The 26,065-nt window shown below is 58.8% G+C and carries 23 protein-coding genes; 11 read left to right on the forward strand and 12 right to left on the reverse strand.

The features are described 5' to 3' along the window. Positions 1 to 21 precede the first annotated feature (21 nt). Positions 22 to 666: an arylesterase gene (locus EBB79_RS17310; RefSeq protein WP_127750077.1), complete on the forward strand. Its 645-nt coding sequence runs from the start codon at positions 22 to 24 to the stop codon at positions 664 to 666. Here EBB79_RS17310 and EBB79_RS17315 read toward each other — a convergent pair. After that, complete coding sequence (locus EBB79_RS17315; protein ID WP_202977624.1) at positions 663 to 2,087, reverse strand: aminotransferase-like domain-containing protein; 1,425 nt, start codon at positions 2,085 to 2,087, stop codon at positions 663 to 665. The genes EBB79_RS17310 and EBB79_RS17315 overlap by 4 nt on opposite strands. A gap of 133 nt (positions 2,088 to 2,220) precedes the next feature. On the opposite strand from EBB79_RS17315, the gene EBB79_RS17320 reads away from it, so the two are divergent. Continuing rightward, positions 2,221 to 3,087, forward strand: a complete 867-nt coding sequence (locus EBB79_RS17320; protein WP_127751051.1) for a DMT family transporter — start codon at positions 2,221 to 2,223, stop codon at positions 3,085 to 3,087. Between the two features lie 72 nt (positions 3,088 to 3,159). Here the strand turns inward: EBB79_RS17320 and EBB79_RS17325 are convergent, their stop codons facing one another. Then, a complete protein-coding gene (locus tag EBB79_RS17325; protein WP_127750078.1) occupies positions 3,160 to 3,366 on the reverse strand; it encodes a cold-shock protein in 207 nt (68 codons plus the stop codon). 288 nt (positions 3,367 to 3,654) lie between these two features. After that, positions 3,655 to 4,236, reverse strand: coding sequence for a L,D-transpeptidase (locus tag EBB79_RS17330; protein WP_127750080.1), 582 nt, complete (start codon positions 4,234 to 4,236; stop codon positions 3,655 to 3,657). 178 nt (positions 4,237 to 4,414) lie between these two features. On the opposite strand from EBB79_RS17330, the gene trxC reads away from it, so the two are divergent. Beyond that, positions 4,415 to 4,840, forward strand: coding sequence for a thioredoxin TrxC (trxC, locus tag EBB79_RS17335; RefSeq protein ID WP_127750082.1), 426 nt, complete (start codon positions 4,415 to 4,417; stop codon positions 4,838 to 4,840). Between the two features lie 17 nt (positions 4,841 to 4,857). Here trxC and EBB79_RS17340 read toward each other — a convergent pair whose 3' ends face one another. From EBB79_RS17340 to EBB79_RS17360, 5 genes are all read right to left on the reverse strand, one after another. Continuing rightward, complete coding sequence (locus EBB79_RS17340; protein WP_127750084.1) at positions 4,858 to 5,229, reverse strand: eCIS core domain-containing protein; 372 nt, start codon at positions 5,227 to 5,229, stop codon at positions 4,858 to 4,860. A gap of 547 nt (positions 5,230 to 5,776) precedes the next feature. After that, positions 5,777 to 7,102, reverse strand: a complete 1,326-nt coding sequence (gene gltX, locus EBB79_RS17345; RefSeq protein ID WP_127750086.1) for a glutamate--tRNA ligase — start codon at positions 7,100 to 7,102, stop codon at positions 5,777 to 5,779. Between the two features lie 134 nt (positions 7,103 to 7,236). Beyond that, positions 7,237 to 8,568, reverse strand: a complete 1,332-nt coding sequence (locus EBB79_RS17350; RefSeq protein ID WP_127750088.1) for an NAD(P)/FAD-dependent oxidoreductase — start codon at positions 8,566 to 8,568, stop codon at positions 7,237 to 7,239. Between the two features lie 102 nt (positions 8,569 to 8,670). Next, positions 8,671 to 9,321: a WVD2 family protein gene (locus EBB79_RS17355; RefSeq protein ID WP_127750089.1), complete on the reverse strand. Its 651-nt coding sequence runs from the start codon at positions 9,319 to 9,321 to the stop codon at positions 8,671 to 8,673. A 579-nt stretch (positions 9,322 to 9,900) separates the two neighbouring features. Then, positions 9,901 to 11,559, reverse strand: coding sequence for an NAD+ synthase (locus EBB79_RS17360; RefSeq protein WP_127750091.1), 1,659 nt, complete (start codon positions 11,557 to 11,559; stop codon positions 9,901 to 9,903). A 165-nt stretch (positions 11,560 to 11,724) separates the two neighbouring features. On the opposite strand from EBB79_RS17360, the gene EBB79_RS17365 reads away from it, so the two are divergent. Then, positions 11,725 to 13,215 (forward strand): MORN repeat-containing protein, encoded by a 1,491-nt coding sequence (locus tag EBB79_RS17365; RefSeq protein WP_127750093.1) that lies wholly within the window; start codon positions 11,725 to 11,727, stop codon positions 13,213 to 13,215. Positions 13,216 to 13,259: 44 nt separating this feature from the next. Here EBB79_RS17365 and EBB79_RS17370 read toward each other — a convergent pair whose 3' ends face one another. Further along, positions 13,260 to 13,922 (reverse strand): pyridoxamine 5'-phosphate oxidase family protein, encoded by a 663-nt coding sequence (locus tag EBB79_RS17370; RefSeq protein ID WP_127750094.1) that lies wholly within the window; start codon positions 13,920 to 13,922, stop codon positions 13,260 to 13,262. 98 nt (positions 13,923 to 14,020) lie between these two features. Between EBB79_RS17370 and pdxR the strand changes: the two genes are divergently transcribed. Then, a complete protein-coding gene (gene pdxR / locus EBB79_RS17375; protein WP_127750096.1) occupies positions 14,021 to 15,400 on the forward strand; it encodes a MocR-like pyridoxine biosynthesis transcription factor PdxR in 1,380 nt (459 codons plus the stop codon). Positions 15,401 to 15,441: 41 nt separating this feature from the next. Here the strand turns inward: pdxR and EBB79_RS17380 are convergent, their stop codons facing one another. Both EBB79_RS17380 and EBB79_RS17385 read right to left on the reverse strand, forming a co-directional pair. Next, a complete protein-coding gene (locus EBB79_RS17380; protein WP_127750097.1) occupies positions 15,442 to 16,683 on the reverse strand; it encodes an NADH:flavin oxidoreductase/NADH oxidase family protein in 1,242 nt (413 codons plus the stop codon). Between the two features lie 77 nt (positions 16,684 to 16,760). Then, positions 16,761 to 17,348, reverse strand: a complete 588-nt coding sequence (locus EBB79_RS17385; protein ID WP_127750099.1) for a TetR/AcrR family transcriptional regulator — start codon at positions 17,346 to 17,348, stop codon at positions 16,761 to 16,763. A gap of 313 nt (positions 17,349 to 17,661) precedes the next feature. Between EBB79_RS17385 and EBB79_RS17390 the strand changes: the two genes are divergently transcribed. Beyond that, complete coding sequence (locus tag EBB79_RS17390; RefSeq protein WP_127750100.1) at positions 17,662 to 19,236, forward strand: 2-isopropylmalate synthase; 1,575 nt, start codon at positions 17,662 to 17,664, stop codon at positions 19,234 to 19,236. 203 nt (positions 19,237 to 19,439) lie between these two features. Here EBB79_RS17390 and EBB79_RS17395 read toward each other — a convergent pair whose 3' ends face one another. Continuing rightward, positions 19,440 to 19,835, reverse strand: coding sequence for a DUF5071 domain-containing protein (locus EBB79_RS17395; protein ID WP_127750102.1), 396 nt, complete (start codon positions 19,833 to 19,835; stop codon positions 19,440 to 19,442). A gap of 469 nt (positions 19,836 to 20,304) precedes the next feature. Here EBB79_RS17395 and EBB79_RS17400 point away from each other — a divergent pair, with 469 nt between their 5' ends. The 5 genes from EBB79_RS17400 to rodA are packed head-to-tail and all read left to right on the forward strand — an operon-like array spanning position 20,305 to position 25,935. Then, complete coding sequence (locus EBB79_RS17400; protein ID WP_127750104.1) at positions 20,305 to 21,351, forward strand: rod shape-determining protein; 1,047 nt, start codon at positions 20,305 to 20,307, stop codon at positions 21,349 to 21,351. 55 nt (positions 21,352 to 21,406) lie between these two features. Next, entirely contained in the window at positions 21,407 to 22,321 is a 915-nt protein-coding gene (mreC, locus tag EBB79_RS17405) for a rod shape-determining protein MreC (protein ID WP_127750106.1), read from the forward strand. Further along, positions 22,314 to 22,853: a rod shape-determining protein MreD gene (locus EBB79_RS17410; protein ID WP_127750108.1), complete on the forward strand. Its 540-nt coding sequence runs from the start codon at positions 22,314 to 22,316 to the stop codon at positions 22,851 to 22,853. The genes mreC and EBB79_RS17410 overlap by 8 nt, the downstream gene beginning before the upstream one ends. Continuing rightward, positions 22,850 to 24,793 carry a penicillin-binding protein 2 gene (gene mrdA / locus EBB79_RS17415; protein ID WP_127750109.1) on the forward strand — a complete coding sequence of 648 codons (1,944 nt, stop codon included), beginning with the start codon at positions 22,850 to 22,852 and terminating at the stop codon, positions 24,791 to 24,793. The genes EBB79_RS17410 and mrdA overlap by 4 nt, the downstream gene beginning before the upstream one ends. Then, a complete protein-coding gene (rodA, locus tag EBB79_RS17420; RefSeq protein WP_127750110.1) occupies positions 24,790 to 25,935 on the forward strand; it encodes a rod shape-determining protein RodA in 1,146 nt (381 codons plus the stop codon). The genes mrdA and rodA overlap by 4 nt, the downstream gene beginning before the upstream one ends. Positions 25,936 to 26,065: the final 130 nt, after the last annotated feature.

The following is a 26,065-nucleotide window of genomic DNA, read 5'->3' on the forward strand; positions in this document are numbered from 1 at the left end:
CCATATGGAGGTTTTACCAAAATGCACAAGGTGCTGGCTGCTTTGGTCTTTGTATTTATTTCAACGGGGGCCGTCGCCGAGCCGCTGCGCCTCACTGCATTTGGCGACAGTCTGGTACACGGATACGGCTTAGATCCGGGTCAGGGGCTGGTGCCGCAGCTGGAACGTTGGCTGAATGAAAATGGTGCCGAGGTTGCACTGACCAATGCTGGCGTGTCGGGCGATACCACCGCAGGCGGCGCGGCGCGGATCGACTGGACATTGAGCGATAACCCTCAAGGGCTGATCGTGCTGCTGGGTGGCAACGACATGCTGCGCGGCATGCAACCCGACCGGGCCAAGGCCAACCTGTCTGCCATTTTATCCGCAGCCCGGACGCAGGGGGTTGAGGTCCTGTTGATCGGAATGCAAGCGCCGGGCAACTTTGGCCCCGCCTATAAGGCCGAGTTTGACGCCATCTACAGCGACCTGGCGGCAGAGCATGATACCCTGCTGTTCAAGGATGCCTTTGCCGGGATCTCGGCACAGGTGTCAGGCGATCCGGTCGCAGCGCAGCGCTATTTGCAAAGCGATGGTATTCATCCAAATGCCGAAGGCGTGGTGCTGAATGTTGCCGCACTTGGGCCCGTCGCTTTGGAACTGGTCGCGCGGATTTCTAATCCTTAGTCCTTGCCAAAACCGTTGCCAGTGCCCTTGCAAGTCGGCACCTCGGCCAAGGCTTGCTCCAGCAGCTCAAATATTTGCGGGTTCTGCATCTGGCTGACATTGAACCGCATAAAGTGGGTCATTGTTTGAGGTACGCTAAAGACATTGCCGGGGGCCAGCACCATGTTGTCGGCCAAGGCGGCCCGGGCCAGGTCAGCCGAATCCACGCCGTCAGGCAATTTGCACCACAGGTAAAACCCTCCACGCGGCATCAGCCACGGAATGATACCCAGCTCCGACAAACGTCCTGCTGTATCGCTGCGCAATATCGCCAAACGATCCCTCAGTGTTTCGATATGTTTGCGATAGCTGCCACTGCTGAGCACGGAATAAATCAATTCACTTGCCACCGGGCTGGGGCCACCAAAATTTGTCGCCACCTGAAGGTCCACCAGGGCCTCGATCCAGTCCGGACGCGCCGCGATATAGCCGCAGCGGACTGATGCCGACAGCGTTTTTGAGAAACTGCCCACGCGGATCACCTGCTGCAGCCCATCCAGCGTCGCCAGACGGGGCGAGGGAGTGGGCTCAAAAGCCGCAAAAATGTCATCCTCGATGATCACCATGTCATGGGCGGTGGCCAGCGTCAGGATCTTATGCGCCACCTGCGGTGACAGGCTGGCTCCGGTTGGATTATGAAGTGCAGAATTGGTGATATAAAGGCTGGGTTTATGCTGGATCAGTGCCTGTTCGAAGTGATCGGTATCGGGGCCATTTTTGCCATAAGGCACCGCGATCATATGGACCTGATGGGCGCGCAGAAGGGCCTGAAAGTTGAAATAGCAGGGATCATCCACCAGGACGGTATCACCGGGACGCAGCAGGAACCGGCAGATCAGATCAATCGCCTGCGTTCCCGAAGGGGTTAGCAGGACCTGATCCGGCCCCAGATTCAACCCCTCATCCATCATCTGCCGCGCCAGTAAACGGCGCAGGTTCATGGCGCCCTGGGTGCTGCCATAATCCGTTAGCAAGACCTCCTCGGCCCGGCCCAGACTGCGCAGCGCCTGACGCATCTGGGTATGGGGCATCCACTCTGCCGGTAACCAGCCGCAGCCCGGTTTCAACGTATCCGCACCGGCATCCAGCGACTGCCGCGACACCCAGAACGGATCAACCGAGCGATCCAGCTGTGGCCCGACCTTGGCCACTGCAAAGGGTTGGGTCAGCGGTGCCACATAAAAACCAGACCCGCGCCGGGCATAGATGATGCCATCGGCGGCCAATCGGTCATAGGCCTCGACCACGGTAGAGGGCGACACCTGCATGGTGGCGGCAAACCCACGGATAGAGGGCAGCTTTTCACCCGGCTGCAAGGCCCGACTGTTGATCCTGCGCTGGATGGCCTCCATCACCCCGGCCCTGCGCGTGCCCTGCGTCATTGCGATATCTCCCAATCTGTACTGGTTAAGTCATCAGTACAGTTTGGGTGAATTGTACTGCTTTGTCGCTTTCTTGGCCAGCCCCTCTTGCCTAGGCTTGGGCAAAACGCAGGAGACAGGCAAAGTGCAAGCAATGACAGAATACAGCTCTCGGCAGGGCTGGGGTAACGGGTTGATCGGCGTGCTGATATTCAGCGGGTCACTGCCCGCGACCCGGGTGGCTGTAAGTGGGTTCGATCCGCTATTCCTGACCTCCGTCCGGGCGGTGATTGCGGCGCTGCTGGGCAGTGCCCTGCTGGTGATGCTGAAACAATCACGACCTGACCGCCGCGACCTGCCATCGCTGGGGATTGTCGCCCTGGGTGTGGTTGTCGGCTTTCCCTTACTGACCGCTCTGGCGCTGCAATATATCACAGCCGGCCATTCGATTGTCTTTATCGGATTGCTGCCGCTGTCGACGGCCATATTCGGCGTGCTGCGGGGTGGCGAGCGACCTAAGCCCATGTTCTGGCTCTTTTCCTGTGTCGGCGGGCTGGCAGTGGCCCTCTATGCCCTGTCACAGAACGCCGAGATGTCGCTGCAGGGAGATCTGATGATGGTGGCGGCGATTGTCGCCTGCGGGTTGGGCTATGCCGAGGGCGCGACCCTATCACGCCGCTTGGGCGGTTGGCAGGTGATCTCATGGGCGCTGGTGCTGGCGCTGCCGGTGATGTCTGTGGTTACTGTGGCGACCTGGCCTGACAGTTGGTCCGGCATCAGCACTGCCGCCTGGCTTAGCCTGGGCTATGTCTCGGTGTTTTCGATGCTGGTGGGGTTTGTGTTCTGGTACCGCGGGTTGGCGCTGGGCGGCATTGCCGGTGTTGGCCAGTTGCAATTGCTGCAACCGTTTTTCGGGTTGATTCTGGCGGCTGCTTTGCTGGCCGAAACCATCGCCCCGGCAATGGTCGCAGTGACCCTATTTGTTGTCACCTGTGTCGTCGGCGCAAAACGGTTTTCTTAGGCCCACCTTAGTGCAGGCATTATGTAACACGCACAAAAACGGCCCCGTTTCGGGGCCGCCTTTTTCACCGGCTTAGGCCAGTGCGATACCCACTGCAGATTCACGGCCGTCGCGGCCGGGCTCCAGTTCATAGGTCACTTTTTGGTTGTCCGCCAAGCCGGTCAAGCCCGCGCGCTCAACAGCTGAAATGTGAACAAATACGTCGCGGCCGCCATCGTCAGGTGCGATGAAGCCGAAGCCTTTGGTTGTGTTGAACCATTTGACGGTGCCATTTGCCATCGTCATGTCTCCCAATCGTCAAGTCTGCCCGCATCATGCGGCAGGTCGGCAAGGTCATAGCAAAATCGAGACCTAAACCGTGAACGGGCAGTCTGTAGTCGATAGCGTAACATCGCGAATATAGTGTGGTCGGCAATAGGGGCTTGGTGCAAGGAAAATTGACGTAAACCGCAAAAATCGGGTGTTTTCAGCCTGTCACACCCTGCCAAACCCTATGTCAGAGCGAATCTACTGCGGAGATTTACGACTAATTTTGGGATCATTTGGGAAATCATCGTCCCTGAAAAGTCATAAAACCGTCACCACAGTCCCCAGTGGCACCCGCTGATACAGATCGATGACATGCTCGTTCAGCATGCGAATACAGCCATTTGAAACGGATTGGCCGATGCTTTGCGGCTGAGTGGTGCCATGGATGCGGAAATAGGTATCGACACCGTTTTGGAACAGATACAGCGCCCGCGCGCCCAATGGATTACCCGGGCCGCCGGGCTGCACGTATTTGTTGTCCACGAACCGCGCATAGCTACGCGGTTCACGTTCGATCATCTCATCCGTGGGGCGCCAGGTTGGCCATTCTTTTTTGACCTCGATCACCGCTGTACCAGTGAACGCCAGCCCGGCCTTACCTACCCCAACGCCATAGCGCATTGCCTTGCGTCTATCAGTGACCAGATACAGATAGTAAGAGCGAGGTAAGATTAACATCTGCCCCGGCTCGAACGTTTTTTTGATCCGCACTTCCTGCGGTGTGGGGTCAAACACCTCGGGCTTTTTCTTGGCCAGGGCCAGACGAGGCGCTGACAGCACAGCCCCCGCAGCCAAGGCAGAGCAAAGAATATGGCGGCGATTAAGGCGGTCAGAAAACATAGCAACACTCACAAATTGGACCCAATAGGACGAGTGTCGGCCTAGCTGGCGGACGGGTCAACGGTTTTACCAACTGTCAGCCCGGTTTCACGCTCACCTGGGATGACAATAAATTGAGCTTGAGCCAGTCCCAACAAAGCCTATATGGGATTTCGAATACATATCCGGAGGATGCACCATGGGGGCGAAAACCCTGACTTGTCTATCTTGTGCCCAGTTGAACCGGGTCCCCGAGGATAAACTGCGTGCGGCGCCCAATTGCGGCACCTGCGGCGCGGCACTGATGCCGCTCAAGCCAGTGGATGTGGATCCAGCAGTTTTGCAAAAAGCCGCGCAGAACGATGATCTGCCATTGATCGTGGATTTCTGGGCCCCCTGGTGCGGCCCCTGCAAGGCCATGGGACCTGAGTTCGCCAAGGCGGCCAAAAAGCTGAGTGGCAAGGCGCGACTGGTCAAGATGAACACCCAGGCCCACCAATCCACCGGCGCGCGCTATCGCATCAAGGGGATACCGACGATGGTGGCCTTTGAGCGCGGCAAAGAAAAGAAACGTCAGTCCGGTGCACTGCGTGAAGGACAGATCGTCGGTTGGATCAAAGCGTAAGCACTCCGTGCAAGACGCTACTTGGCGATCAGGGCCTCGCCCTCTTTTACCTTGGCAACCTTGCCCCGTGTTTGTTGCAACACATGCGCCAGCTCATGCACCAGTGTTTCTGGTTTCTTGGCATCGCCGGGGCGCATGAAGTAAACATTGTGCCCCATGGTAAAAGCCTTGGCCTTTAGCTCTTTGCAAATTTCCTTGGTGTTGCCACCTGTATGCACTCGCACTTTGGCCAGTTTGGCACCAAAGTGCTTTTCCAATCCGTCACGAACGTCTTTGGGCAGTTTCTTTTCTTTGGTGCCTTCGGGCACCTTTTTTAACGCTTTGCGTTTGGCTTTCTTACCGCCGGTCGCTTCAACCAGGGCTACGATTTCTTCTGGGCTTTTGGCCATCGGAGACTCCACTTCCTGTAGAAACACGCGTTGGACTTCCGGACCAGAATAGGTTTTCCGTTGCTTCTGTCAAATTTCAACCTTGCAACAACACGCGGGTGCAGAACCCTGCCGCAGGTCAATGGGCCGGTCAGCCTGTGGCGTCCGGTCATGCCATAAGGCTGCGCTTGGATTTTGCTAACTCAGAGATAGAAATGGCGACGTCGCCAAGAACGGATGTGGACGGGAGATCAGTCCCGCGTGCTAAACGTTGTCTCTGCGCGCCCCAGTCTAGCCGGGGCCCTGTTCCATGTGCCGGGAGTGATAGGCCCAGCGGTAATCGCGATTGGGGAGTGTTTTGTCAGATAGGGATGAAAGTGGTCCTACCTAGGCGCGCGGTTGTGGCGACAACCGGTAATGGTTCTATGAGCCTATGTAGCTCACATTGTTCCACTCATTGGTAACCAAGGGCAGTGCCCGACCGGGTGGGTGCAAACGCACCCGCCTTGGGGGCGGGCGGGTGCTGCCCGACCTGACGGCCGGGCGGTACATTTATTTTGACTAAGCCTTAGCCGCGGGCGCGGACCACTTGCATCAGCGACAGTAGCGCGCTCATGTCCGGGCCACGTTCCATGCCGGTCACCGCGTGACGCAGGGGCATGAACAGTTTTTTACCCTTGCGGCCAGTGGCCTCTTTCACAGCCGTAGTCCAGGTCTTCCAAGTGTCGCCGTCGTAGGGACCTTCAGGCAGCAGTTTCATTGCCTCGGCAATGAAGTCCTTGTCCTCATCCGCGATCAGCGGCTCGGCCCCATCGCGACACAGGGTCCACCAGGTTTCGAGATCGCCCAAAGTGGTGATGTTCTCTTTGGCGACATCCCAGAAGGGAGCCTGTTTGTCTGCAGGAACACCCAAGGCGTCGAGGTCCGACTGCACCTTGTCCAGTGGCAAGGACTGCAGATAGCGACCGGTCAGTGGGAACAGGTCCTGCACGTCAAACTTGGTTGGCGCAGAGCCAAAGCGGTTGATGTCAAAGCCTTCGATCAGCTCGGCCATTTCATTGCGCAGCTCAATCGGGTCGGACGAGCCCAAACGGGCCATCTGTGACAGCAGTGCCATCGGCTGCACACCCTGTTCACGCAGGTCGCGCAGCGCCAAGGTACCCAGACGTTTCGACAATGCTTCGCCCTGAGGGCCGGTCAGCAGCGAGTGGTGGGCGAATTCAGGTGGGGTGCCACCCAATGCCTTGATGATCTGGATTTGGGTTGCGGTGTTGGTCACGTGGTCTGAGCCACGTACAACATTTGTCACCCCCATTTCAGTGTCATCCACAACAGAGGCGATGGTGTAAAGCACCTGGCCGTCCCCACGGATCAGCACCGGATCAGAGACAGAGGCCGCATCAATCGAGATGTCACCCAGCACGCCGTCGGTCCATTCGATCCGTTCGTGATCCAGCTTGAAGCGCCAGACACCATCGCCACGCTCGGCGCGCAGGGCGTCTTTTTCCGCATCGGACAGCGCCAGTGCGGCGCGGTCATAGACCGGTGGCTTGCCCATATTCAGCTGCTTCTTGCGCTTCAGGTCCAGCTCGGTCGGGGTCTCAAAGGCTTCGTAGAAGCGGCCAATCTCGCGCAGCTTGTCAGCCGCGTCGGCATATTGGTCCAAACGATCAGACTGGCGCTCGACCTTGTCCCATGTCAGGCCCAGCCATTCCATGTCGCGCTTGATGGCGTCGACATATTTTTCTTCGGAGCGGTTCGGGTCGGTGTCGTCGATGCGCAGAATGAAGGTGCCGCCGGCCTTGCGGGCGATCAGATAGTTCATCAGCGCGGTGCGCAGGTTGCCAACGTGGATATATCCGGTGGGCGATGGGGCAAAACGGGTGGTGGTCATCACATGTCTCCTGTTGTCCTGCCCATCTCACATAGGCAGGGTTTTGTCCAGTTGATGCGAGATATCCGCGCCAGGGGCGCGGGGCCTGCGGCGCGAGTATTTTGGCAAAAAGATGATGGCCTGTGGGGCGCGGCCTAGGTGCCACTGTCCAGGCGCACCCGGCTGCCGTCGGTGTAGCGCGACAGGCGGAACGCATGGGGGTCCACAATGGGGGGCGCGCCGGTCACCATATCGGCCATCAGGCGCCCTGCCCCCGGACCGATGCCAAAGCCATGTCCCGAATAGCCGGTGGAGATGAACAGGCCCGGCAGGTCATCCACCGGTGAGATCACCGGAATGGCATCCGGCATCACGTCGATCAGGCCAGCCCAGCTTTGCACCACGTCGGCTTGCTGCAGGACCGGAAAAGCCTGTTGCGCAGCGGTCCAGCCAGATTTCAGCGCCGACTGCGAGGGCTCTGGATCGAGGATTCGGCACTGTTCAAATGCGGTTTCCTGATCGGGTGTCCAGCACCGCGCCTGGGCGGCCTCGTCCTGCCAGCGGCCTGAGAGACGAAAGCGCAGCGAGCGCCATTCGCTTAGGAATGCAGGCAAAAACTTCAGGCCCAGACGCAGACTGTCGGGCACGATATCCACCACGTTCTCTGTTCCTTTGGCCACGGTATAGCCCCCGTCCGCGCGCTTTCGGAGTGCGTAGCCATCACCCCATAGGGCAACGTCAGGCCCGCTCGCCACTGGCGAACAGCGTAACACCGAATTCAGGACTTTTAGCTGAGGCAGCGAAACCCCGGCATTGCCAAGAAACAATCGCGACCAGGCGCCGCCAGCCACCACCACTGAACTACATGCCACCCGGCCCCGTTCGGTAATGACACCGGCGATCTGGCCTGCCTGGATATCAACAGAGCGCACCGCACAGTTGGTTATCACAGCCGCACCGGCATTGCGTGCGCCCATGGCAATGGCGTGGGTCGCCCATTGCGGTTCGGCACGGCCATCCATGGGAGTCGACAGGGCAGACTGGATTTGGCCCTGATGGCCCGGCAACATCATCTGCAGTGCATCGCCACTGACCATTTCGCTGGCGGCCTCAAAATCTTGCAGGTTCTGCGCCCAGCGCTGCAGATGCGCGCGGCGTTTGGCTGTGTTGGCCACAAACAGGCTGCCGCACCGATGATAACCTGTTTGATAGCCTGTGCGCGCCTCTAGCCCTTGCCAGATCGACATTGCCTCGAGCATCAGCGGAATTTCCCGCGGATCGCGCTGGGACAGGCGCACCCAACCCCAGTTGCGCGAGCTTTGCTCGCCGCCAATGCGGCCTTTTTCACAGAGCAATACCGACACACCGCGCGACGCCAATTCCAGCGCGGTCGACGCGCCGACGATACCGCCGCCGATGACAACGGTATCAACTGATTTGAGGAGGCGTTTGTCTTCGGGAAAGGGCGGCAATTCGGGACCAGGCAAAAGAGACTCCGATGGGGCAGGTTTAGCGACCTGCACTATGCGAAGACCCGACTGTCCTGAAAAGGAAAAACACCCGCTGTGCGGGTGCTATTGCGGAACTGGTTACTCGACTGTGGTTTGACGGTCACCCTGACGCTGGACCAGCAGCCGGTCAAAAGGTTCGACCAAGTCCAGGTCGGACACCGTGGCAGTGGCAACACTGTGTATATAGAGCCCCTGCGTCAAACGAGATGGCAATCGGTCGGACAGGGCCTGCAACCGGTCACTGACCCGACCGGCCCAATTTGCGACCCGGTCCGCCTGAGCGGGGAGACACCGGCAATAGAAGCCGAAACAGGCCCGTCCGATGGTTGCCAGCCGATCCGAGCCGACGGCCCAGAACAAGAAGACGGTCGCAGCCAAGGTCAGCGCCACCCCTGCGGCAACGCCCATCGGGCTATAGATGAGAATGGCCAGCGCAAAAATCAGCAGATTGTGGCTCCAGCGGGGCTGGTAACCGCGACCCCCGCGGGCCACAGTTTTTGTGGCGCTTGGACTCTGAGGCTCGGTTGGAACAGTCAGGTGCGGTTCCTGCGGTTGCGACCTGAATGTCCGTCTGAGTCGAGACATGGGTTGAGATTTTGCGACCTCGGGGTGCACGACGTTTTCGGCGACCATCACCTTGCGAACTTCGGCCATGATTTCGGCCTCGCTGGTCTCGTGGCTCTGACCCTGGATCAACTTGTCAAAATCCGGCTGATAACTCTGTGTCATTTGGCACCTCTGGCGATTCAAAACTTGGCGTTCCTGTCCGTGACAGGCGTTTTTCAGACTGCCCGTGCAATTTAGCCCATTTCGCCGCAAATTTGTTCGTTTTGCCTAAAATTAGACGAAAATGCCAGATGAGAGGTGGGAATGTGGCGACAATGAAGCGCGGTCGCGGCATTGTCCCGGATCGCTGGACAGTTAACCAGAATCATATCTTCGGCACACGTCCGAGCAACGATGCCCCAGCAAGAAGTACTGACAATTTGCAGCAACCGGCGTGTTCACTGTTTGGAGTGCAGACCCGATAATTTGACACCAGGGACTCTGTGAAATGCATGCGGTGAATTTCAGCGCCGCCCACCCGGGATTGGGCGTCGGGTGGGGGATTGAAACAATAGCCATCATGTGGCCGTGCGGAATCGGTGCAGGCCTGGCCGGTTGCTTTACGACCAGATCGGGCCAAATACTGCAAAGGTTTTTCCGCAGAACCCAAAGGGGCGTTGCCCCTCTGACGAGCCAAGATCTGGCTCGTCATTCACCCCGGAGTATTTGGGAAAAGATGAAGGGGCGGATTTTTGAGACCTGTCAGCTGGGATCGCGCCACTGATTGACGATGGGATAGCGGCGGTCCAGCCAGAAGGCGCGCGGGGTTAGCCGGGCGCCGGGAGCGGACTGAAAGCGTTTGTATTCGCTGATGTAGAGCAGGTGCTCGACCCGTTTGGCCACGGCGTGGTCAAATCCGGCGGCAACGCAATCCGCCAGTGAGCCGTCCTGATCGACCAGAATGTCCAGAATAGCGTCCAGTTCGGGGTAGTCCGGCAGGCTGTCGCTGTCTTTTTGATCATCGCGCAACTCAGCCGTGGGTGGTTTGTCGATGACATTGGGGCGGATCACTTCGCCTTTGGGGCCGTTCATCCAGGGGCGGTGGTTGGCATTGCGCCAGCGGCAGGTTTCAAACACCCGGGTTTTGTACATGTCCTTGATCGGGTTGTAGCCGCCGTTCATGTCACCATAGATGGTGGCATAGCCCACCGCGACTTCGGATTTATTACCTGTGGTCAGCAACATCTCGCCGAACTTGTTCGACATTGCCATCAGCAGCAACCCGCGCAGGCGGGACTGGATGTTTTCTTCGGTGACGTCAGCGTCACGCCCGGCAAACAGCGGCGCCAGTGAATTGGTGATGGCGCTTCGGCCCTCGTCTATGGGGACATAGTCGTAATGCACGCCGAGCGCCTTGGCCACCGCCTCGGCATCATCCAGCGATTCCCGGGTGGTGTATTCCGAGGGTAGCATCACGCAGCGCACATTTTCGGCGCCAATGGCATCAACCGCGATGGCGGCGACGATGGCTGAGTCGACGCCACCGGAGAGGCCCAGAAGCACCTTGGAGAAGCCTGATTTACGCAGATAGTCGCGTAAAGATTCGACCATGACGCGGTAGTCTTGCTCCCATGCGTCGGGCAGATGTGCCTTGGCGCCGTCGACAGCACGCCATCCGTCAGCGGTGCGCACAAAATCGAGATGGGCCACGGCCGCGTCAAAGACCGGCATTTGCAGGGCCAGAGCGCCGCCCGGGTTCAATACAAAGGTACCGCCATCAAAGACCTGATCATCCTGACCGCCAACCATGTTGAGATAGATCACCGGCAAGCCAGTCTCGATCGTGCGGGCCACCATGTGGTTGAACCGCACCTCCATCTTGTCACGATAATAGGGCGAACCATTGGGGATCAGCAGGAACTCGGCGCCGGTTTCTTCGAGGGTTTCGGCGACGTCCTCGTGCCAGCCGTCCTCGCAGATGGGGCTGCCGATGCGGGTGTCACCCACAGCATAGGGGCCACCCAGTGGTCCGGCAGAAAAGATGCGGACCTCATCAAAGACAGTTTCATTGGGCAGGTGGTGTTTCAACTGACGGCTGGCAATCTTGCCGCCCTTGAGGATCAGGTAGGCATTATAAAGCTTATCGCCTTCGACCCAGGGAGATCCAATGGCCAGGGCCGGTCCGTCCGCCACAGCCAGAGCCAGTTTTTCAACCTCGGCGATGGCGGCCCGGTGGAACCCCGGCTTCATCACCAGATCCTGGGTGTTGTAGCCGGTTATGAACATCTCGGGCAGTGCCACCAAGTCCGCGCCGGCATCGCGCCCTTGTTGCCAGGCCTTCAAAGCCTGGGCTGCATTGCCTGACAGGTCGCCCACAATAGGGTTCAGCTGGGCCAGGGTTACGCGGAAGCGATCAGTCATCCTGCTCTAGTCCTTTAACAATCCACTCAAGCCATTTAGCAGATCTTGCATCAAGGGAAAGGGAGCAGGTGCAAAAGACATTGCGACAATCTGCTGGCTGCCCTAGTTTTTTAGTTTAGCCGTGATACGCTACGGCAAAATTTTCAGGCGCAGGCAGGGGTTCCGATGATCCGATTTGGCAACATACTCGCACTTTCATTGACTCTCGTGATGGGCTCGGCGGCTCTGGCGCAGAATAGCCAGGTGATTTCAACCCAGGACGAGATCGGTGGTGTCTATGAGGGCACATTTAGGGGCGGGTTGCAGCATGGCACCGGCACGTACCGGTTGCCCAACGGATATGAATACTCGGGCGATTGGCTAGACGGTGAGATCGTCGGCCAGGGCGTTGCGCGGTTTCCCAACGGATCAGTCTACGAGGGGGCCTTTGCCAAGGGGAAACCCGAAGGGCTGGGCAAGATCACCTTTTCAGATGGGGGCACCTATGAGGGCGATTGGGTTGATGGCATCATCAACGGTCAGGGTGTCGCGATCTATGCCAATGGGGTGCGCTATGAAGGCGGTTTTGTCGATGCGCAGCACACTGGTCGTGGTGTCATGCAAAATCCCGGCGGTTACGAATATGACGGCGATTGGGTGAATGGCCAAAAAGAGGGCAAGGCAAAGATCGCCTATCCCAATGGTGCAATCTATGACGGCGAAGTGCTGGCTGGAAAGCTGCATGGCCAGGGTAAGCTGACGCTGCCAGACGGGCTGGTTTACGATGGCAGTTGGGCCGATGATCAGATGCATGGCACCGGGGTTCTGACCCAGCCAAATGGCGACGTTTATGAGGGACCACTGGAGGCCGGGCGGCGCCATGGGCAGGGCAAACTGACCTATGCCAGCGGCGATATCTACACCGGCAATTTCAACAACGATCTGCGCGACGGTCAGGGCACGTTCTCGGGCACTGACGGGTATGTTTATACCGGCGACTGGGTTGGCGGACAAATCGAGGGGCAAGGCCATGTGACCTATCCGGACGGGTCGGTCTATGAAGGTCAGTTCCGCACCGATCTGGCCGATGGACAAGGCAAGATCACCTACCGTGATGGATCGACCTATGAAGGCAACTGGACGGCTGGCGTAATCGAAGGCGAAGGCACCGCCACCTATCCCAACGGGGTGGTCTATACAGGAGCGTTCAAAAACGCGAGCAATCACGGTCAGGGCGTCATGACCTATACCGATGGGTATCGCTATGAAGGTGGCTGGCAAAACAGTAAGCGTCATGGGGAGGCCAAGGTTACCTATGCGGATGGCTCGCTTTACTCCGGGGCATTTTTCGAAGGCCAGCGGCACGGCAAGGGCAAGATCGAAATGCCGGACGGGTTCATTTATGAAGGCGACTGGCAACAAGGGAAAATCAGTGGTCAGGGCGTTGCCACCTATGCCAATGGCGACGTCTATGAGGGGCATTTTCTGAACAGCAAACGCCAGGGCGCTGGCACCATGCGATATGCCACCGGTCAAGAGACCAGCGGCAGTTGGGATAACGGCGCCCTGGGCGACCAGACGGCAGAACCGGCAGAACCGGCAGAGGCTGGCGCAACAGAAGCTGACACAACAGAGGCTGGCTCAAATGACGTGAGTCCCTCGGAAACCAGTGAATAGGCCGGGCAGCAAGGGTGCGTGCAATCACGCACCCTACCCCAAATTCAGCCGATCCGAATACGGCTGAGGTGGTCTGGCATCGCGAGACCCGGCTGGTTCGCCGGGTCTGGTTCAGGCGCATGTACTTGCAATGACACTGGCACCACGCCTGCCCAGATTGGCAACGCGTAGTCATCCTCGTCATCGACTGGCGGCCCCGAGCGCAGCTTGGCCGCGCCTTCGGTGATCGGCATCCGCAGCACCGTTGTCGCCTTGACCTCTTGGTCCTGCATGGGGCGCAGACTGTCCCATCGACCCGGAAAAATCATATCAACCATGGTTTTCAGATGCGCTTTTTTGACGTCTGTGTCGGTCACCTTTTCGGCGCGACCGAAGATCATCGCGGATCGGTGGTTGACCGAGTGATGAAAGGCCGAGCGCGCCAGCACATATCCGTCCAGCAGGGTGATCGTCATACAGACGTCGGCGCCCTCCATTGCGCGCAGGGCGCGGCTGGCAGAGGAGCCGTGCCAATAGATGTGGTCGCCCTCGCGCCATTGCAGGGTAGGCAGCACCGAGGGCTTGCCATCAATCTGGTAGCCGATATGGCACATGGGCATGGCATCCAACACCGCATCCAAACTGTCGCGGTCATAAGCCCCCTTTTCATGGGCACGGCGCAGGCGGCTGCGGTCTGTCTTAAGTGTCTCAGTCAAAGTCTGGCGCATCTGCTGGGCCCTTTATCAAGTCATCAATTGACTTGACGGATAGGTGCAAAGTGGATCTATATTAAGCTCCACTTTCCAACAAAATGAACAGTCCAATTATGCCGGATCTTGCCCGCCTGCTGTCACCGAGTGCTACCGCGTCCCGGTATCTGCAGATCAGTTCCGGACTGCGGGCACAAATTACCGAGGGCAGCCTGAGCGCGGGCCGGCGTCTGCCTGCATCGCGCGCACTGGCGCAGGATCTTGGGGTGGCGCGGTCAACCGTTGTACTGGCCTATGATCAACTGGTCGCCGAAGGGTATCTGGAAAGCCGTCGCGGATCAGGGATTTATGTCTGTGACATTGCTCCGCTGGCCACACCCAGGGCGCCCGCCTCTACGGCGACCCCTGGCCTGTCACCCGTTTCGGGGATGTTGTTAGCCCCGGGTGCGCCGGACCCGGATGTCTTTCCTGTAGGGCCCTGGGCCAAATGTATCGGGCGCATCACGCGGATGGCACCCAAAGCGCTGGTGCATCTGGACGACCCGTTTGGGGACCCTGAGCTGAGGCGAGAGATTGCCGGGTATGCCGGACGCTGGCGCGGCATTACGGCAACGGCGGATCAGGTTCTGGTAACTGGCGGTGCCAGCGCCGGACTGGAGCTGGCCATGGACCTGCTGGCCAGCGAGGGGCAACTTGCGCTGGAGGCTCCGGGTTATATCCCCACTCAGCGCTTTGCCGCCGCGCGCGGCTGGAGCGTGGACTGGATGACGGTCGGGGCACAGGGTGCAGAGTTGCCGTCGCAACCCGCGCAGGTGACGGTGCTGACCCCATCGCACCAGTTCCCGTTGGGCGGCTGTCTGCCAATTGCTGCGCGTCAGGCGTTTTTAAACGCCACCGCAGACTATGATGGCTGGATCATCGAGGATGATTTCGACAGCGAGTTTCGCTATGCGGGGCAGCCCGTTCCCGCCATGGCTGCATTGGATCAAAAGGGCCGTTGCATCTATGTCGGCACCTTCTCAAAGACCTTTTCCCATGCGCTGCGACTGGGCTATCTGATTCTGCCGCCGGGGTTGGTCGACCGGTTTCGCGCCGCCCTGCGCCACCCGACCAGCAGCGCAGCCGTTACAGCCCAGCGACCTTTGGCTGATTTCATGAGTTCGGGGCAATATGACCGCCATATCCGCCGGGCCCGGCGCCTTTATGCCCAGCGCTATGACGCCGCCGCAAATGCACTCGAGAGCTGGCCTGCGGAACTGGGGCAGTTTCAGCGGCACGAGGCCGGGATGCAAATCGCCTTTCATTTGGCGCAGCCTATTCCGGATACTGCCATAGTGACGGCAGCCAGGGCTGCGGGCTTTGCTATTCGCGCCCTGTCAGACTGTGATCCATCGGGTCGGGCGCAGGGGTTGCTTATTGGGTTTTGCCAATCGCAACCCGAAGAGATCCGGGCCCAAATGCCGCGCTTGTTGGATATCGTTCGCTCACATGTGTAGGTCGGCGCACCGCAGGTAGCGATGCGCCGGGTTTACCGGGGTCAGGCGCGTCTGGGGGCTGGCTTGCTCATCACTTTCCAAAACGAGCTGACGACGGCCATCCAGGGCGACAGGTTGAGTTTGGTTTTGCGACCCTGGGCCAGACGCCACATCTGCTTTTCGTACCAAACGATCCCCAGCATCGAGATGGCATCAATCTTTGGCTTGCCCGTGGTCGGGTTGCCCACGTCGATCTTAAACTCGGACGAGGCCAGGACTTGCTTGGGCAAGTCGGGCACCAGAATGATGGGACGGGCCAGACCGACCATGTCAGTGGCCCCCGAGGCGACCGCCGCCTCCATCCCTTGGGCACTGCGAAAACCGCCGGTGACCGCCAATGGCACGTCGCAACGTGCCCGCAGTGCTTCGGCATAGTGCAGGAAATAGGCTTCGCGCGCCTGGGTGCTTTGTTTCACGGCCGCCTTGCCTGTGCCAGCCATCATCACCGGCTGCTCGTAACTGCCGCCGGAAATCTCGATATGATCCAGCCCCTCGCTGACCAGCGCCTCGGCTACCTGCATTGACTCCTCCTCGGTGAAGCCGCCCTTTTGGAAATCGGCCGAGTTCAGCTTGATCGCAACTGGGAAATCAGCGCCGACCCTGGCCCGGATCGCGCGGTAGATTTCCAGCACAAACCGCATGCGGTTTTCCGCTGTGCCACCCCAGCGGTCTTGCCGCGTATTATGTTTCGGCGATAGGAACTGACTGACCAGATAACCATGGGCACCGTGGATTTGCACCCCGGTAAAGCCCACGGTCTTGGCCAGTTCCGCCGTCTTGGCAAAGCTGGCAATCAGGGTCGTGATTTCACTGTCACTTAGGGCCCGTGGCGTATTGAAGCCAGCCGCCAGCGCCCCGTCCAGCGGGATCGCCGAGGGGGCGACGGGCTCGGGGCTGAGCACCTTGGGGCTTTGCTTGCCGGGGTGGTTGATCTGAGCCCAGAAGTGGTTGCCATCGACCCTGGCCGCAGCCGTCCACTGACGAAAGGCATCCAGATCGCTGTCACCGTCCAGGACCACATTGAACGGTTCGCCCAGGGCGGTGCGGTCCACCATGATATTGCCCGAGATCAACAGCCCAGCGCCGCCCTGCGACCAGGTTTTATACAGCTTGGCCAGACCGGGTTTCGGATTATGCTGGCGATTGCCCAACTGCTCGCTGGTGGCCGCTTTCATAAAGCGGTTGGGCAGAACGGCGCCCGTTTTCAAAGTCAGCGGCTGGGCCAGTATGGACGGATGTGGCATGGGATGCTCCATTAGTAGACGACTGGTCGTATATGAAGTCTAAATCCCATCATTCAAGTCCAGGTCCCGATTATTTCCTAGGCCCGCATCAATATGGTCAGAACCTGCTCCATTGATGTCATCACCCGTGCCCCATCTCGGTCCAGCAGGTACTGTTCAATCGCGCCGTGCCATTGATTGATGTAGATGTGTGTCAGATCCACCGCCGACAGATCATCGCGCAAAAGCCCCTGGGCCTGGGCCTGTTCAAACAGGGTGACATAGCGTGCGATCCAGGCGGTAAACCCTTCGCAGATAGCAGTCTGCAACTGTCCTTGGGCCGCCCCTGTTTCACTGGCCAAAGACCCCAACAAACACCCCGAGGGCGTGTCTTGTTGCTGCAGTAACGTCAGAAGACCACGATGAATGTCCAGCAGTTTGGCCACCGGAGTGTCGCCCTCTGCCTGTACAATTCGGTGTTGCAGGAATTCGGAATAATAACTGACGGTTTCAGCACAGAAATTCTCTTTGCTGGAGAAGTAGTTGTAAAATGATCCCTTCGGCACCCCGGCTTCGTCCAGGATCTGTTTCAATCCGGTGCCGTGATACCCCTGCGAGGCGAACAATTTCACGCCCAGCGCCAAGAGGGTCTCGCGGGTTGCTTCACTGCGGCGGGGACGTGCCATAAATACCTCGTTGAACCATCGTTTTCAAATGATAGATGCGTGTTCATGCGTGAATTGCAAGGTCCAGACAGCAACAGTTGGGCCCGCGACCGTCAGACGCTATTTTCACCCTTTCCATTCCGGCGCGTGCATGTATAAATCGCGGCCATGATCAACCGCGCACATACCCTTTCCTCTGCCGCTGCTTTTTGCAGCGCATCGCTGCGTGGCCTACTGATCCTAACTCGCCTCTGAGCGTGCCATCCGGCGCGTCCGCTCAGAGGGGACCGCCAGCGCGCCACATGGCTTAGGACAGACACGAAAGATACCCAACATGACCATTACATCCGACAAAGACCGCGTCGTTATTTTTGACACCACCCTGCGCGACGGCGAGCAAAGCCCCGGTGCGACCATGACCCATTCAGAAAAGCTCGAGATTGCCGGGCTGCTGGATGACATGGGCGTCGATATCATCGAGGCCGGTTTCCCGATCGCCTCTGAGGGCGATTTCAACGCCGTCACCGAGATTGCCAAAAACGCACGCAACAGCCGCATCTGCGGTCTGGCCCGCGCCAAAGCAGGGGATATCGATCGCTGCTGGGAGGCGATCAAACACGCCGAGAAGAACCGCATCCACACCTTTATCGGCACCTCGGCGCTGCACCGCGCGATTCCGAACCTGTCGATGGACGAAATGGCGGATGTGATCCACCAGACCGTGAGCCACGCGCGCAACCTGTGTGACAATGTGCAGTGGTCGCCGATGGATGCCACCCGCACCGAGTGGGACTATCTGTGCCGGGTGATCGAGATCGCCATTAAGGCCGGCGCCAGCACCATCAACATCCCCGATACGGTTGGCTATACCGCACCGATGGAAAGTGCCGATCTGATCAAGCGTCTGATCGACACGGTGCCGGGCGCCGATGATGTGATCTTTGCCACCCATTGCCACAATGATCTTGGCATGGCGACGGCAAACTCGCTGGCGGCAGTGGCTGGTGGCGCGCGTCAGATCGAATGCACCATCAACGGGCTGGGTGAACGGGCCGGGAATACCGCGCTGGAAGAGGTGGTGATGGCGCTGAAAGTGCGCAATGACATCATGCCCTGGAGCACTGGCATCGACACCCAGAAGATCATGCATATCTCACGTCGTGTCGCGGCCGTGTCGGGCTTTGCGGTGCAGTTCAACAAGGCGATTGTTGGCAAAAACGCCTTTGCCCATGAAAGCGGCATCCACCAGGATGGCATGCTGAAGAACGCCGAAACATTTGAGATCATGCGGCCGGCCGATGTGGGCCTGTCCGGCACCTCGCTGCCGCTTGGCAAACACTCGGGCCGCGCGGCGCTGCGTGACAAGCTGGAGCAGTTCGGCTTTGAGGTGGGCGACAACCAGCTCAAGGATGTCTTTGTCCGCTTCAAAGAACTGGCCGACCGCAAGAAAGAGGTGTTTGACGACGATATCATCGCCCTGATGCGGTCTGGCGAGGATGCCGAGAACGACCATTTGCAGATCGTCTCAATGAAGGTTGTCTGTGGCACCGGCGGCCCGGCGGAATCGACAATTGAGATGGAGATCGAAGGCAAGGATGTCAGCGCAACTGCCAGTGGCGACGGTCCGGTGGATGCAACTTTCAAAGCGATCCGCGAGTTGCACCCCAACACGGCCCGCCTGCAGCTGTATCAGGTTCAGGCTGTGACCGAGGGTACAGATGCCCAGGCAACGGTTTCCGTGCGGCTGGAAGAGGACGGCATGATTGCCACCGGTGAGAGCGCCAACACCGATACGGTCGTGGCCTCGGCCAAGGCCTATGTGAACGCGCTGAACCGGTTAATCGTGCGCCGCGGCAAGGTCGGAGAAGGCGCGGATACTCGCGAGATTTCTTACAAAGACGTCACTTAACCACCCCTTGACGGACGACAGAAAGGCCGTCCATCTGGGTGGCCTTTCTTGTTAGGTGGCATTGCCCTGAAACGGGGACCTCCCGCGCCCCAAGCCGTTTCGGCTGCGCCGAACCAGATTAGGGCCTTGGGCGTGGCACCGCTGCGCGGTGTTTTCCTGTATCACGAATGTTGATCAGACGAGTCTGGCCCCGAGTTCGCTATTCAATCGACGACGTTCAATGCCCCCAAAACAGACTGAGCCACCTTGGGAACCTCGCTATCGGCATCATCTTGGGTCGGATGCAACATCAGGCGGACAAGGTCCGATTTCAAACTCGTTTGAATTCCAGCTGAGCTGCACCGAAGGACAAGTAGGATAACCCAGTATTTCCACATTCCATCATCCGAGCATAATATCTCTCTGATGTACGGGGTGAGTTCACTCCCGGCATCGGACAAAAGGGATGCGACAACAGGGGCGACCGGCCAGTTCCCGTCCTTGGTCCACTCAAACAAGTCAGGCAATATGGGACCCAAACCCGGAAAACCAATCGCGATGGCCAATCGCACCGCATCCAAGTCGTATTTATCCTTCGGAATACATTCTTTCAAACTCATATCCTGAAACTACCCCCACAGCGTCATTGCAGCAATGGTATAGACGCTCCCCGGCAACATCTGCCCGCGCCGCGCAGCGGCGCCAGGCCCAAGGCTTTGCCTCTCATCTGTGATGAGAGAGCAAAGGCGCGGGAGACCACCGTTGTCTTCATAGCGGCCGACGTTAAGAGGTTGAAAAACCGGTTGATGCCAAAAAGGACCTCAGAATAACATCTGTGAAACCATCTGTGAAACCATCTGTAGGGTGCTGAGCTACAATGCCAGAATGACCCGTGTCCGTTGCCTGACACTGCGCTGTCCTTCTTAAATGGCGCGACAGCGACCACAAAAAGAGAAAAACCCGGCGGAAAGGCGCTAGTTAGACAGAATACGCCCTTTCGCGACGCCGCTGTGCTGCTTATAAGATCAGAACCCCGCGATTTACGCAGAGTCCCGGGTCATTCTAAAAGCACTTACAGGATCCCTTTATATGTCGATCTTTGGATTTATGTCCGGCCTGTTCACGTCGGACATGGCTATTGACCTTGGTACAGCGAACACACTGGTCTACGTCAAAGGCCGGGGCGTGATCCTGTCCGAACCCTCGGTGGTGGCTTATCACGTCAAGGATGGCGTCAAGAAAGTCCTGGCCGTGGGCGAAGACGCCAAGCTGATGCTGGGCCGCACCCCCGGTTCGATCGAAGCGATCCGGCCGATGCGCGAAGGTGTGATTGCAGATTTCGACACTGCCGAAGAGATGATCAAGCACTTCATCCGCAAAGTGCACAAACGCTCAACCTTCTCCAAACCAAAAATAATTGTCTGCGTCCCCCATGGTGCCACGCCGGTTGAAAAACGCGCGATCCGCCAGTCGGTTCTGTCCGCCGGAGCCCGCAAGGCTGGGCTGATCGCCGAACCTATTGCCGCCGCCATTGGCGCAGGAATGCCCATCACTGATCCCACTGGTAACATGGTGGTTGATATTGGTGGTGGGACCACCGAAGTGGCGGTGCTGTCGCTGGGTGACATCGTCTATGCGCGCTCGGTTCGGGTTGGTGGCGACCGGATGGACGAAGCTATCATCTCTTATCTGCGGCGCCAGCAGAACCTTTTGATTGGTGAGGCCACCGCCGAGCGGATCAAGACCTCGATCGGCACCGCCCGTATGCCTGATGACGGCCGCGGTCAATCGATGCAGATCCGGGGTCGCGACCTGTTGAACGGGGTGCCCAAAGAGATCGAAATCAGCCAGGCACAGATCGCCGAGGCCCTGGCCGAACCAGTGCAGCAGATCTGCGAAGCAGTGATGACGGCGCTGGAGGCAACGCCTCCGGATCTGGCAGCTGATATTGTTGACCGGGGTGTCATGCTGACTGGTGGTGGTGCGCTGCTGGGTGATCTGGACCTGACATTGCGGGAACAGACCGGATTGGCGGTTTCAATTGCCGACGAAAGCCTGAATTGTGTTGCTCTGGGCACCGGCAAGGCGCTGGAGTTTGAAAAGCAACTGCGCCACGCGATTGATTACGACAGCTAAGGCTCTTACCTTTCGCCATATATGGGGTGCCCTGTAAGTACCTCGGAGGAGCCCCTTGGCCAGAGATCGATCCCAGCGCGAAGACTATGCCACCCCGCTAAAGCGCCTGCTGATTGCGGTGACCTGCCTGTGTCTGCTGGTGATTTTCATTGTCTGGCGCATCGACAGCCCAAGGGTTGAGCGGTTTCGGGCTCAGGTCGTGGATGCTGTGGTGCCCAACATGGAATGGGCCATGGTACCGGTGACCGGAGCCATAAATCTGGTGCGCGACTTTCAATCCTATCAGCGGCTGTCAGAACAAAATCAGGAACTGCGGTCCGAGCTGCGGCAGATGCAGGCCTGGAAAGAGGCCGCGCTGCAGCTGGAGCAGGAAAACGCCCGCCTTCTGGACCTGAACAACGTACGGCTGGATCCACGTTTGACCTATATCACCGGCGTGGTCATGGCGGATAGCGGATCCCCGTTTCGCCAGTCCGTGCTGCTGAATGTCGGATCACGGGACGGGGTGCGGGACGGCTGGGCGGCAATGGACGGGATTGGCCTTGTGGGCCGGATCTCGGGGACCGGGCGCAATACGGCGCGGGTGATCCTGTTGACCGATGCCGCCAGTTCGGTGCCGGCCACGATACAGCCCTCAGGCCAAAGCGCGCTGATTGCGGGTGACAACAGTGCCGCGCCGGTGATCGATTTTCTGGAGAACCCTGACAAGCTGCGTCCAGGGGACCGGGTGATCACCTCGGGCGATGGCGATGTGTTCCCGGCAGGGCTGCTGATTGGCCAGGTGGCCAGCGACCCGTCAGGCCGTTTGCGGGTGCGCCTGTCGGCCGATTATGAGCGGCTGGAGTTTCTGCGCGTGCTGCGTCACCACGGAACCGAAGGGATCTACAGTCCAGGTGGGCTGGTGGCCCCGCCCCCTGGTGCCCCCCTGCCACGACCCCGCCCCGAGAACCTGGGGGCCGACAATGGCTAGCACCTCGCCTGCGCATATCTGGCTCATGCGGGCCGCGTTCCCGGCGCTGGCCCTGCTGATTGTCTTTTTCCGCTTATTGCCGTTGGATACCGTCCCACGTCAGTGGGCACCGCCCGATCTGCTGATGGCAATGGCCATGGCCTGGTCCCTGCGTCGTCCGGATTATGTGCCCATTGTATTGCTGGCGCTGACTTTATTACTCGCGGATCTGATGTTTCAGAGACCGCCGGGACTGTTGGCGCTGCTGGTCCTGTTGGGATGTGAGTATCTGAAGCCCCGCGCCCTGACCCACCGCGACACGGGATTTGCCGCCGAATGGATTTCGGTCAGCCTGGTGCTGACCGCAATTACGGTCTTCAACCGGACCGCCCTTGCTTTGGTTGGGGTGCAGCAAGCACCGCTTGGACTGATCCTGATACAGATGTTACTGACCATCGCCGCCTACCCCTTGGTGGTCTTTGTCAGTCAGTCTATATTGGGGGTTCGAAGATTGACCTCGACCGAGCTTGAGACATTGGGAATTCGCCTATGAGACGCAACCCAAAAGAGCTGGAAACAACCCATCGCACGCTGAGCCGACGGGCCCTGTTGCTGGGCGGTTTTCAGCTGGTGTTTGCCGGCGGACTGGCGATGCGGATGCGACACCTGCAGGTGGATCAGGCTGATCAGTTCCGGCTGCTCGCTGAAGAGAACCGCATCAACATCCGGTTGCTGGCCCCGGCCCGTGGCGAAATATTTGACCGCAATGGCATTGCCCTGGCCCGCAACTCGCCTTCGTATCGTATCATCATTGTGCCGGAAGATGCCGGTGACGTGGATAAGGTGATCGAAGATCTGTCGCGGCTGATCAAGATTGACCCCAAGGATTTAGAGCGCGCCATTGCCGAAATGCGTCGCTCGCCGCCGTTCCTGCCGGTCACTCTGGCGGATCAGATCGACTGGCAGGACATATCAAAGGTCGCGGTGAACGCCCCGGCCCTGCCCGGCATCACCCCTGAGGTCGGTCTGGCCCGGATCTATCCACGACGCGCCGATTTCGCCCATGTGGTTGGCTATGTTGGTCCAGTCTCTGATTATGATCTAAGCCAGATAACCGATCCGGAACCCATCCTGCGCATCCCGCGCTTTCAGATCGGCAAAGTCGGGTTTGAGGCCAAGCGTGAAGATGTGCTGAGGGGCAAGGCCGGTGCCAAGCGGGTTGAGGTCAACGCCACCGGTCGGGTCATGCGCGAGCTGGACCGCCGCGATGGTGTGTCGGGTGCGGATATGCAGCTGACGGTCGATGCCGAATTGCAGGGCTATGTTCAGGCACGTTTGGGCAATGAAAGCGCCAGTGCCGTGGTCATTGACTGCGAAAATGGTGATCTGCGCGCCATTGCCTCGGCCCCCAGCTTTGACCCAAACCTGTTTGTGCGCGGCATTTCAGTTGCCGATTACCGCGAGCTGACTGAGAACAGCTATCGGCCTTTGGCCAATAAATCAGTACAGGGCACCTACCCGCCGGGCTCGACCTTCAAGATGATTGTGGCACTGGCAGCGCTGGAAGAAGGGATCATTGGCCCGGAGGAGACCGTTTGGTGTCCGGGCTACCTAGAGGTGGCTGGTCGCCGCTTCCACTGCTGGAAGCGAGGCGGACATGGCAATGTCGACCTGAACGACTCTCTGAAACGATCATGCGATGTGTACTACTATGATCTGGCGCTGAAGGTCGGCATCGACAAGATATCTGCCATGGCGCAGCGCATGGGATTGGGCCTGCGGCATGACCTGCCGATGTCCGCCGTTGCCACAGGTCTGACCCCGACCAAAGAGTGGAAGAACCGCAACCGAGGCGAAGACTGGCTGATTGGCGACACCGCCAACGCCTCTATCGGGCAGGGTTATATGCTGGCTTCACCGATGCAGCTGGCGGTGATGACTGCGCGGCTGGCCACCGGACGCAGCATTACCCCCCGACTGATCAAATCTGTCGATGGGATCGAACAACCCGACGGCGCTGGGACCCCATTGGGGTTAAACGAAAACAACCTTCGTACCCTGCGCAAGGGCATGTTTTCAGTCTCAAATGACCGCCGTGGCACCGGGTATAAGTCGCGTATCATTGAAGAAACAATGCGTATGGCGGGCAAATCCGGCACCAGTCAGGTTCGCAATATCACCGCCGCCGAACGCGCCGCTGGGGTGATCCGCAACCGCGATCTGCCCTGGGAGCGGCGCGACCACGCGCTGTTTGTCAGTTTCGCCCCTTTTGACACTCCGAAATATGCCATCGCAGTTATTGTCGAGCACGGTGGAGGCGGATCCACCGCCGCAGCCCCTATTGTCCGCGATATCATGCTGCAGGCCCTCTACGGCGGCACCCCACCCCTGGAGGCCTATCCCAAGAAAGACCGCAATCGTATCAAATCACAGCAAGAGCGACTGGAGCGAGAACGCCCGGAACGGCTGCTGGACGCGAGCGACCGGGCATGAGTTATCTGGAGTATAACGCCAAGACGACCCCAACCGGGCTGCGCAAAATCCTGTTTTTGAATTGGCCACTGATCCTGTTGCTGACCTCGGTGGCCTGTATCGGGTTTCTCATGCTCTATTCGGTGGCCGGAGGGTCTGCCAGCCCCTGGGTTGAACCCCAGGTGAAGCGCTTTGGCATGGGGCTGGTTGTGATGATTGCCGTCGCCATGGTGCCCATCTGGTTTTGGCGCAACATGGCTATGGTGGCCTATCTCGCGTCTATTGCTTTGCTGCTGGCAGTTGAGTTTTTTGGCACCATTGGTATGGGGGCGCAACGCTGGATCGATCTGGGCTTCATGCGGTTGCAGCCCTCTGAGCTGACCAAGATCACGCTGGTGATGCTATTGGCCGCCTACTATGACTGGCTTCCGCGGGAACGTACATCACGCCCCCTTTGGATACTGATCCCCGTGGTTCTTATTTTGACACCCACATTTATGGTGCTGCGGCAACCGGATCTTGGCACCTCGATCCTGCTGCTGGCGGCTGGCGGCGGCGTGATGTTCCTGGCCGGCGTCCATTGGGCTTACTTCACTGCCGTGATTGCAGCTGGAATTGGACTGGTGACCGCAGTGTTCCAAGGGCGCGGCACCGCGTGGCAATTGCTGAAAGATTATCAATATCGCCGTATTGATACGTTTCTGGATCCCTCGACCGATCCACTGGGGGCCGGCTATCACATCACCCAATCCAAGATCGCACTGGGATCTGGCGGCTGGTCAGGACGCGGGTTTATGCAGGGCACCCAATCGCGGCTGAATTTCCTGCCCGAGAAACACACGGATTTCATATTCACAACGCTCGCCGAAGAGTTTGGATTTGTTGGTGGGGTTTCTTTGCTGGGGATCTACATGCTGATCGTGGTGTTTTGCATCTCGGCTGCGCTGGCTACCAAAGACCGGTTTTCCTCGCTGGTGATTATGGGGATTTCGCTCACTTTCTTTCTGTATTTTGCCGTCAACATGTCGATGGTCATGGGGTTAGCGCCTGTGGTCGGGGTACCTTTGCCGATGGTGTCCTACGGTGGATCCGTAATGTTGGTGCTTTTGGCGGCCTTTGGCCTGGTGCAAAGCGCCCATGTTCACAGACCGCGGCAAGGGTAGTTAGATGATAAAAGCGGGGGCCAGCCCCCGCTTGGCCAAACGGCCAATTCACCCCCGGGATATTTTCGGCCAGATGAAAAGCGGATCTATCTGGCGATACCTTATCATTGGTCGCAAAATGACTATTTGG

The sequence above is a fragment of the Parasedimentitalea marina genome (assembly GCF_004006175.1).
Classification (GTDB): Bacteria; Pseudomonadota; Alphaproteobacteria; order Rhodobacterales; family Rhodobacteraceae; genus Parasedimentitalea; species Parasedimentitalea marina.

What these genes read in the sequence shown, in the direction of transcription:
- EBB79_RS17380 (WP_127750097.1), bottom strand. Translation starts at nt 16,683, where the DNA reads ATGCCACATCCGTCCATACTGGCCCAGCCGCTGACTTTGAAAACGGGC.
- rodA (WP_127750110.1), top strand. Translation starts at nt 24,790, where the DNA reads ATGAGTTATCTGGAGTATAACGCCAAGACGACCCCAACCGGGCTGCGC.
- EBB79_RS17320 (WP_127751051.1), top strand. Translation starts at nt 2,221, where the DNA reads ATGACAGAATACAGCTCTCGGCAGGGCTGGGGTAACGGGTTGATCGGC.
- EBB79_RS17410 (WP_127750108.1), top strand. Translation starts at nt 22,314, where the DNA reads ATGGCTAGCACCTCGCCTGCGCATATCTGGCTCATGCGGGCCGCGTTC.
- EBB79_RS17310 (WP_127750077.1), top strand. Translation starts at nt 22, where the DNA reads ATGCACAAGGTGCTGGCTGCTTTGGTCTTTGTATTTATTTCAACGGGG.
- EBB79_RS17360 (WP_127750091.1), bottom strand. Translation starts at nt 11,559, where the DNA reads ATGACTGATCGCTTCCGCGTAACCCTGGCCCAGCTGAACCCTATTGTG.
- EBB79_RS17370 (WP_127750094.1), bottom strand. Translation starts at nt 13,922, where the DNA reads ATGCGCCAGACTTTGACTGAGACACTTAAGACAGACCGCAGCCGCCTG.
- EBB79_RS17330 (WP_127750080.1), bottom strand. Translation starts at nt 4,236, where the DNA reads ATGTTTTCTGACCGCCTTAATCGCCGCCATATTCTTTGCTCTGCCTTG.
- EBB79_RS17400 (WP_127750104.1), top strand. Translation starts at nt 20,305, where the DNA reads ATGTCGATCTTTGGATTTATGTCCGGCCTGTTCACGTCGGACATGGCT.
- EBB79_RS17390 (WP_127750100.1), top strand. Translation starts at nt 17,662, where the DNA reads ATGACCATTACATCCGACAAAGACCGCGTCGTTATTTTTGACACCACC.
- EBB79_RS17325 (WP_127750078.1), bottom strand. Translation starts at nt 3,366, where the DNA reads ATGGCAAATGGCACCGTCAAATGGTTCAACACAACCAAAGGCTTCGGC.
- trxC (WP_127750082.1), top strand. Translation starts at nt 4,415, where the DNA reads ATGGGGGCGAAAACCCTGACTTGTCTATCTTGTGCCCAGTTGAACCGG.
- EBB79_RS17395 (WP_127750102.1), bottom strand. Translation starts at nt 19,835, where the DNA reads ATGAGTTTGAAAGAATGTATTCCGAAGGATAAATACGACTTGGATGCG.
- EBB79_RS17385 (WP_127750099.1), bottom strand. Translation starts at nt 17,348, where the DNA reads ATGGCACGTCCCCGCCGCAGTGAAGCAACCCGCGAGACCCTCTTGGCG.
- EBB79_RS17355 (WP_127750089.1), bottom strand. Translation starts at nt 9,321, where the DNA reads ATGACACAGAGTTATCAGCCGGATTTTGACAAGTTGATCCAGGGTCAG.
- EBB79_RS17315 (WP_202977624.1), bottom strand. Translation starts at nt 2,087, where the DNA reads ATGACGCAGGGCACGCGCAGGGCCGGGGTGATGGAGGCCATCCAGCGC.
- EBB79_RS17365 (WP_127750093.1), top strand. Translation starts at nt 11,725, where the DNA reads ATGATCCGATTTGGCAACATACTCGCACTTTCATTGACTCTCGTGATG.
- pdxR (WP_127750096.1), top strand. Translation starts at nt 14,021, where the DNA reads ATGCCGGATCTTGCCCGCCTGCTGTCACCGAGTGCTACCGCGTCCCGG.
- gltX (WP_127750086.1), bottom strand. Translation starts at nt 7,102, where the DNA reads ATGACCACCACCCGTTTTGCCCCATCGCCCACCGGATATATCCACGTT.
- mrdA (WP_127750109.1), top strand. Translation starts at nt 22,850, where the DNA reads ATGAGACGCAACCCAAAAGAGCTGGAAACAACCCATCGCACGCTGAGC.
- EBB79_RS17340 (WP_127750084.1), bottom strand. Translation starts at nt 5,229, where the DNA reads ATGGCCAAAAGCCCAGAAGAAATCGTAGCCCTGGTTGAAGCGACCGGC.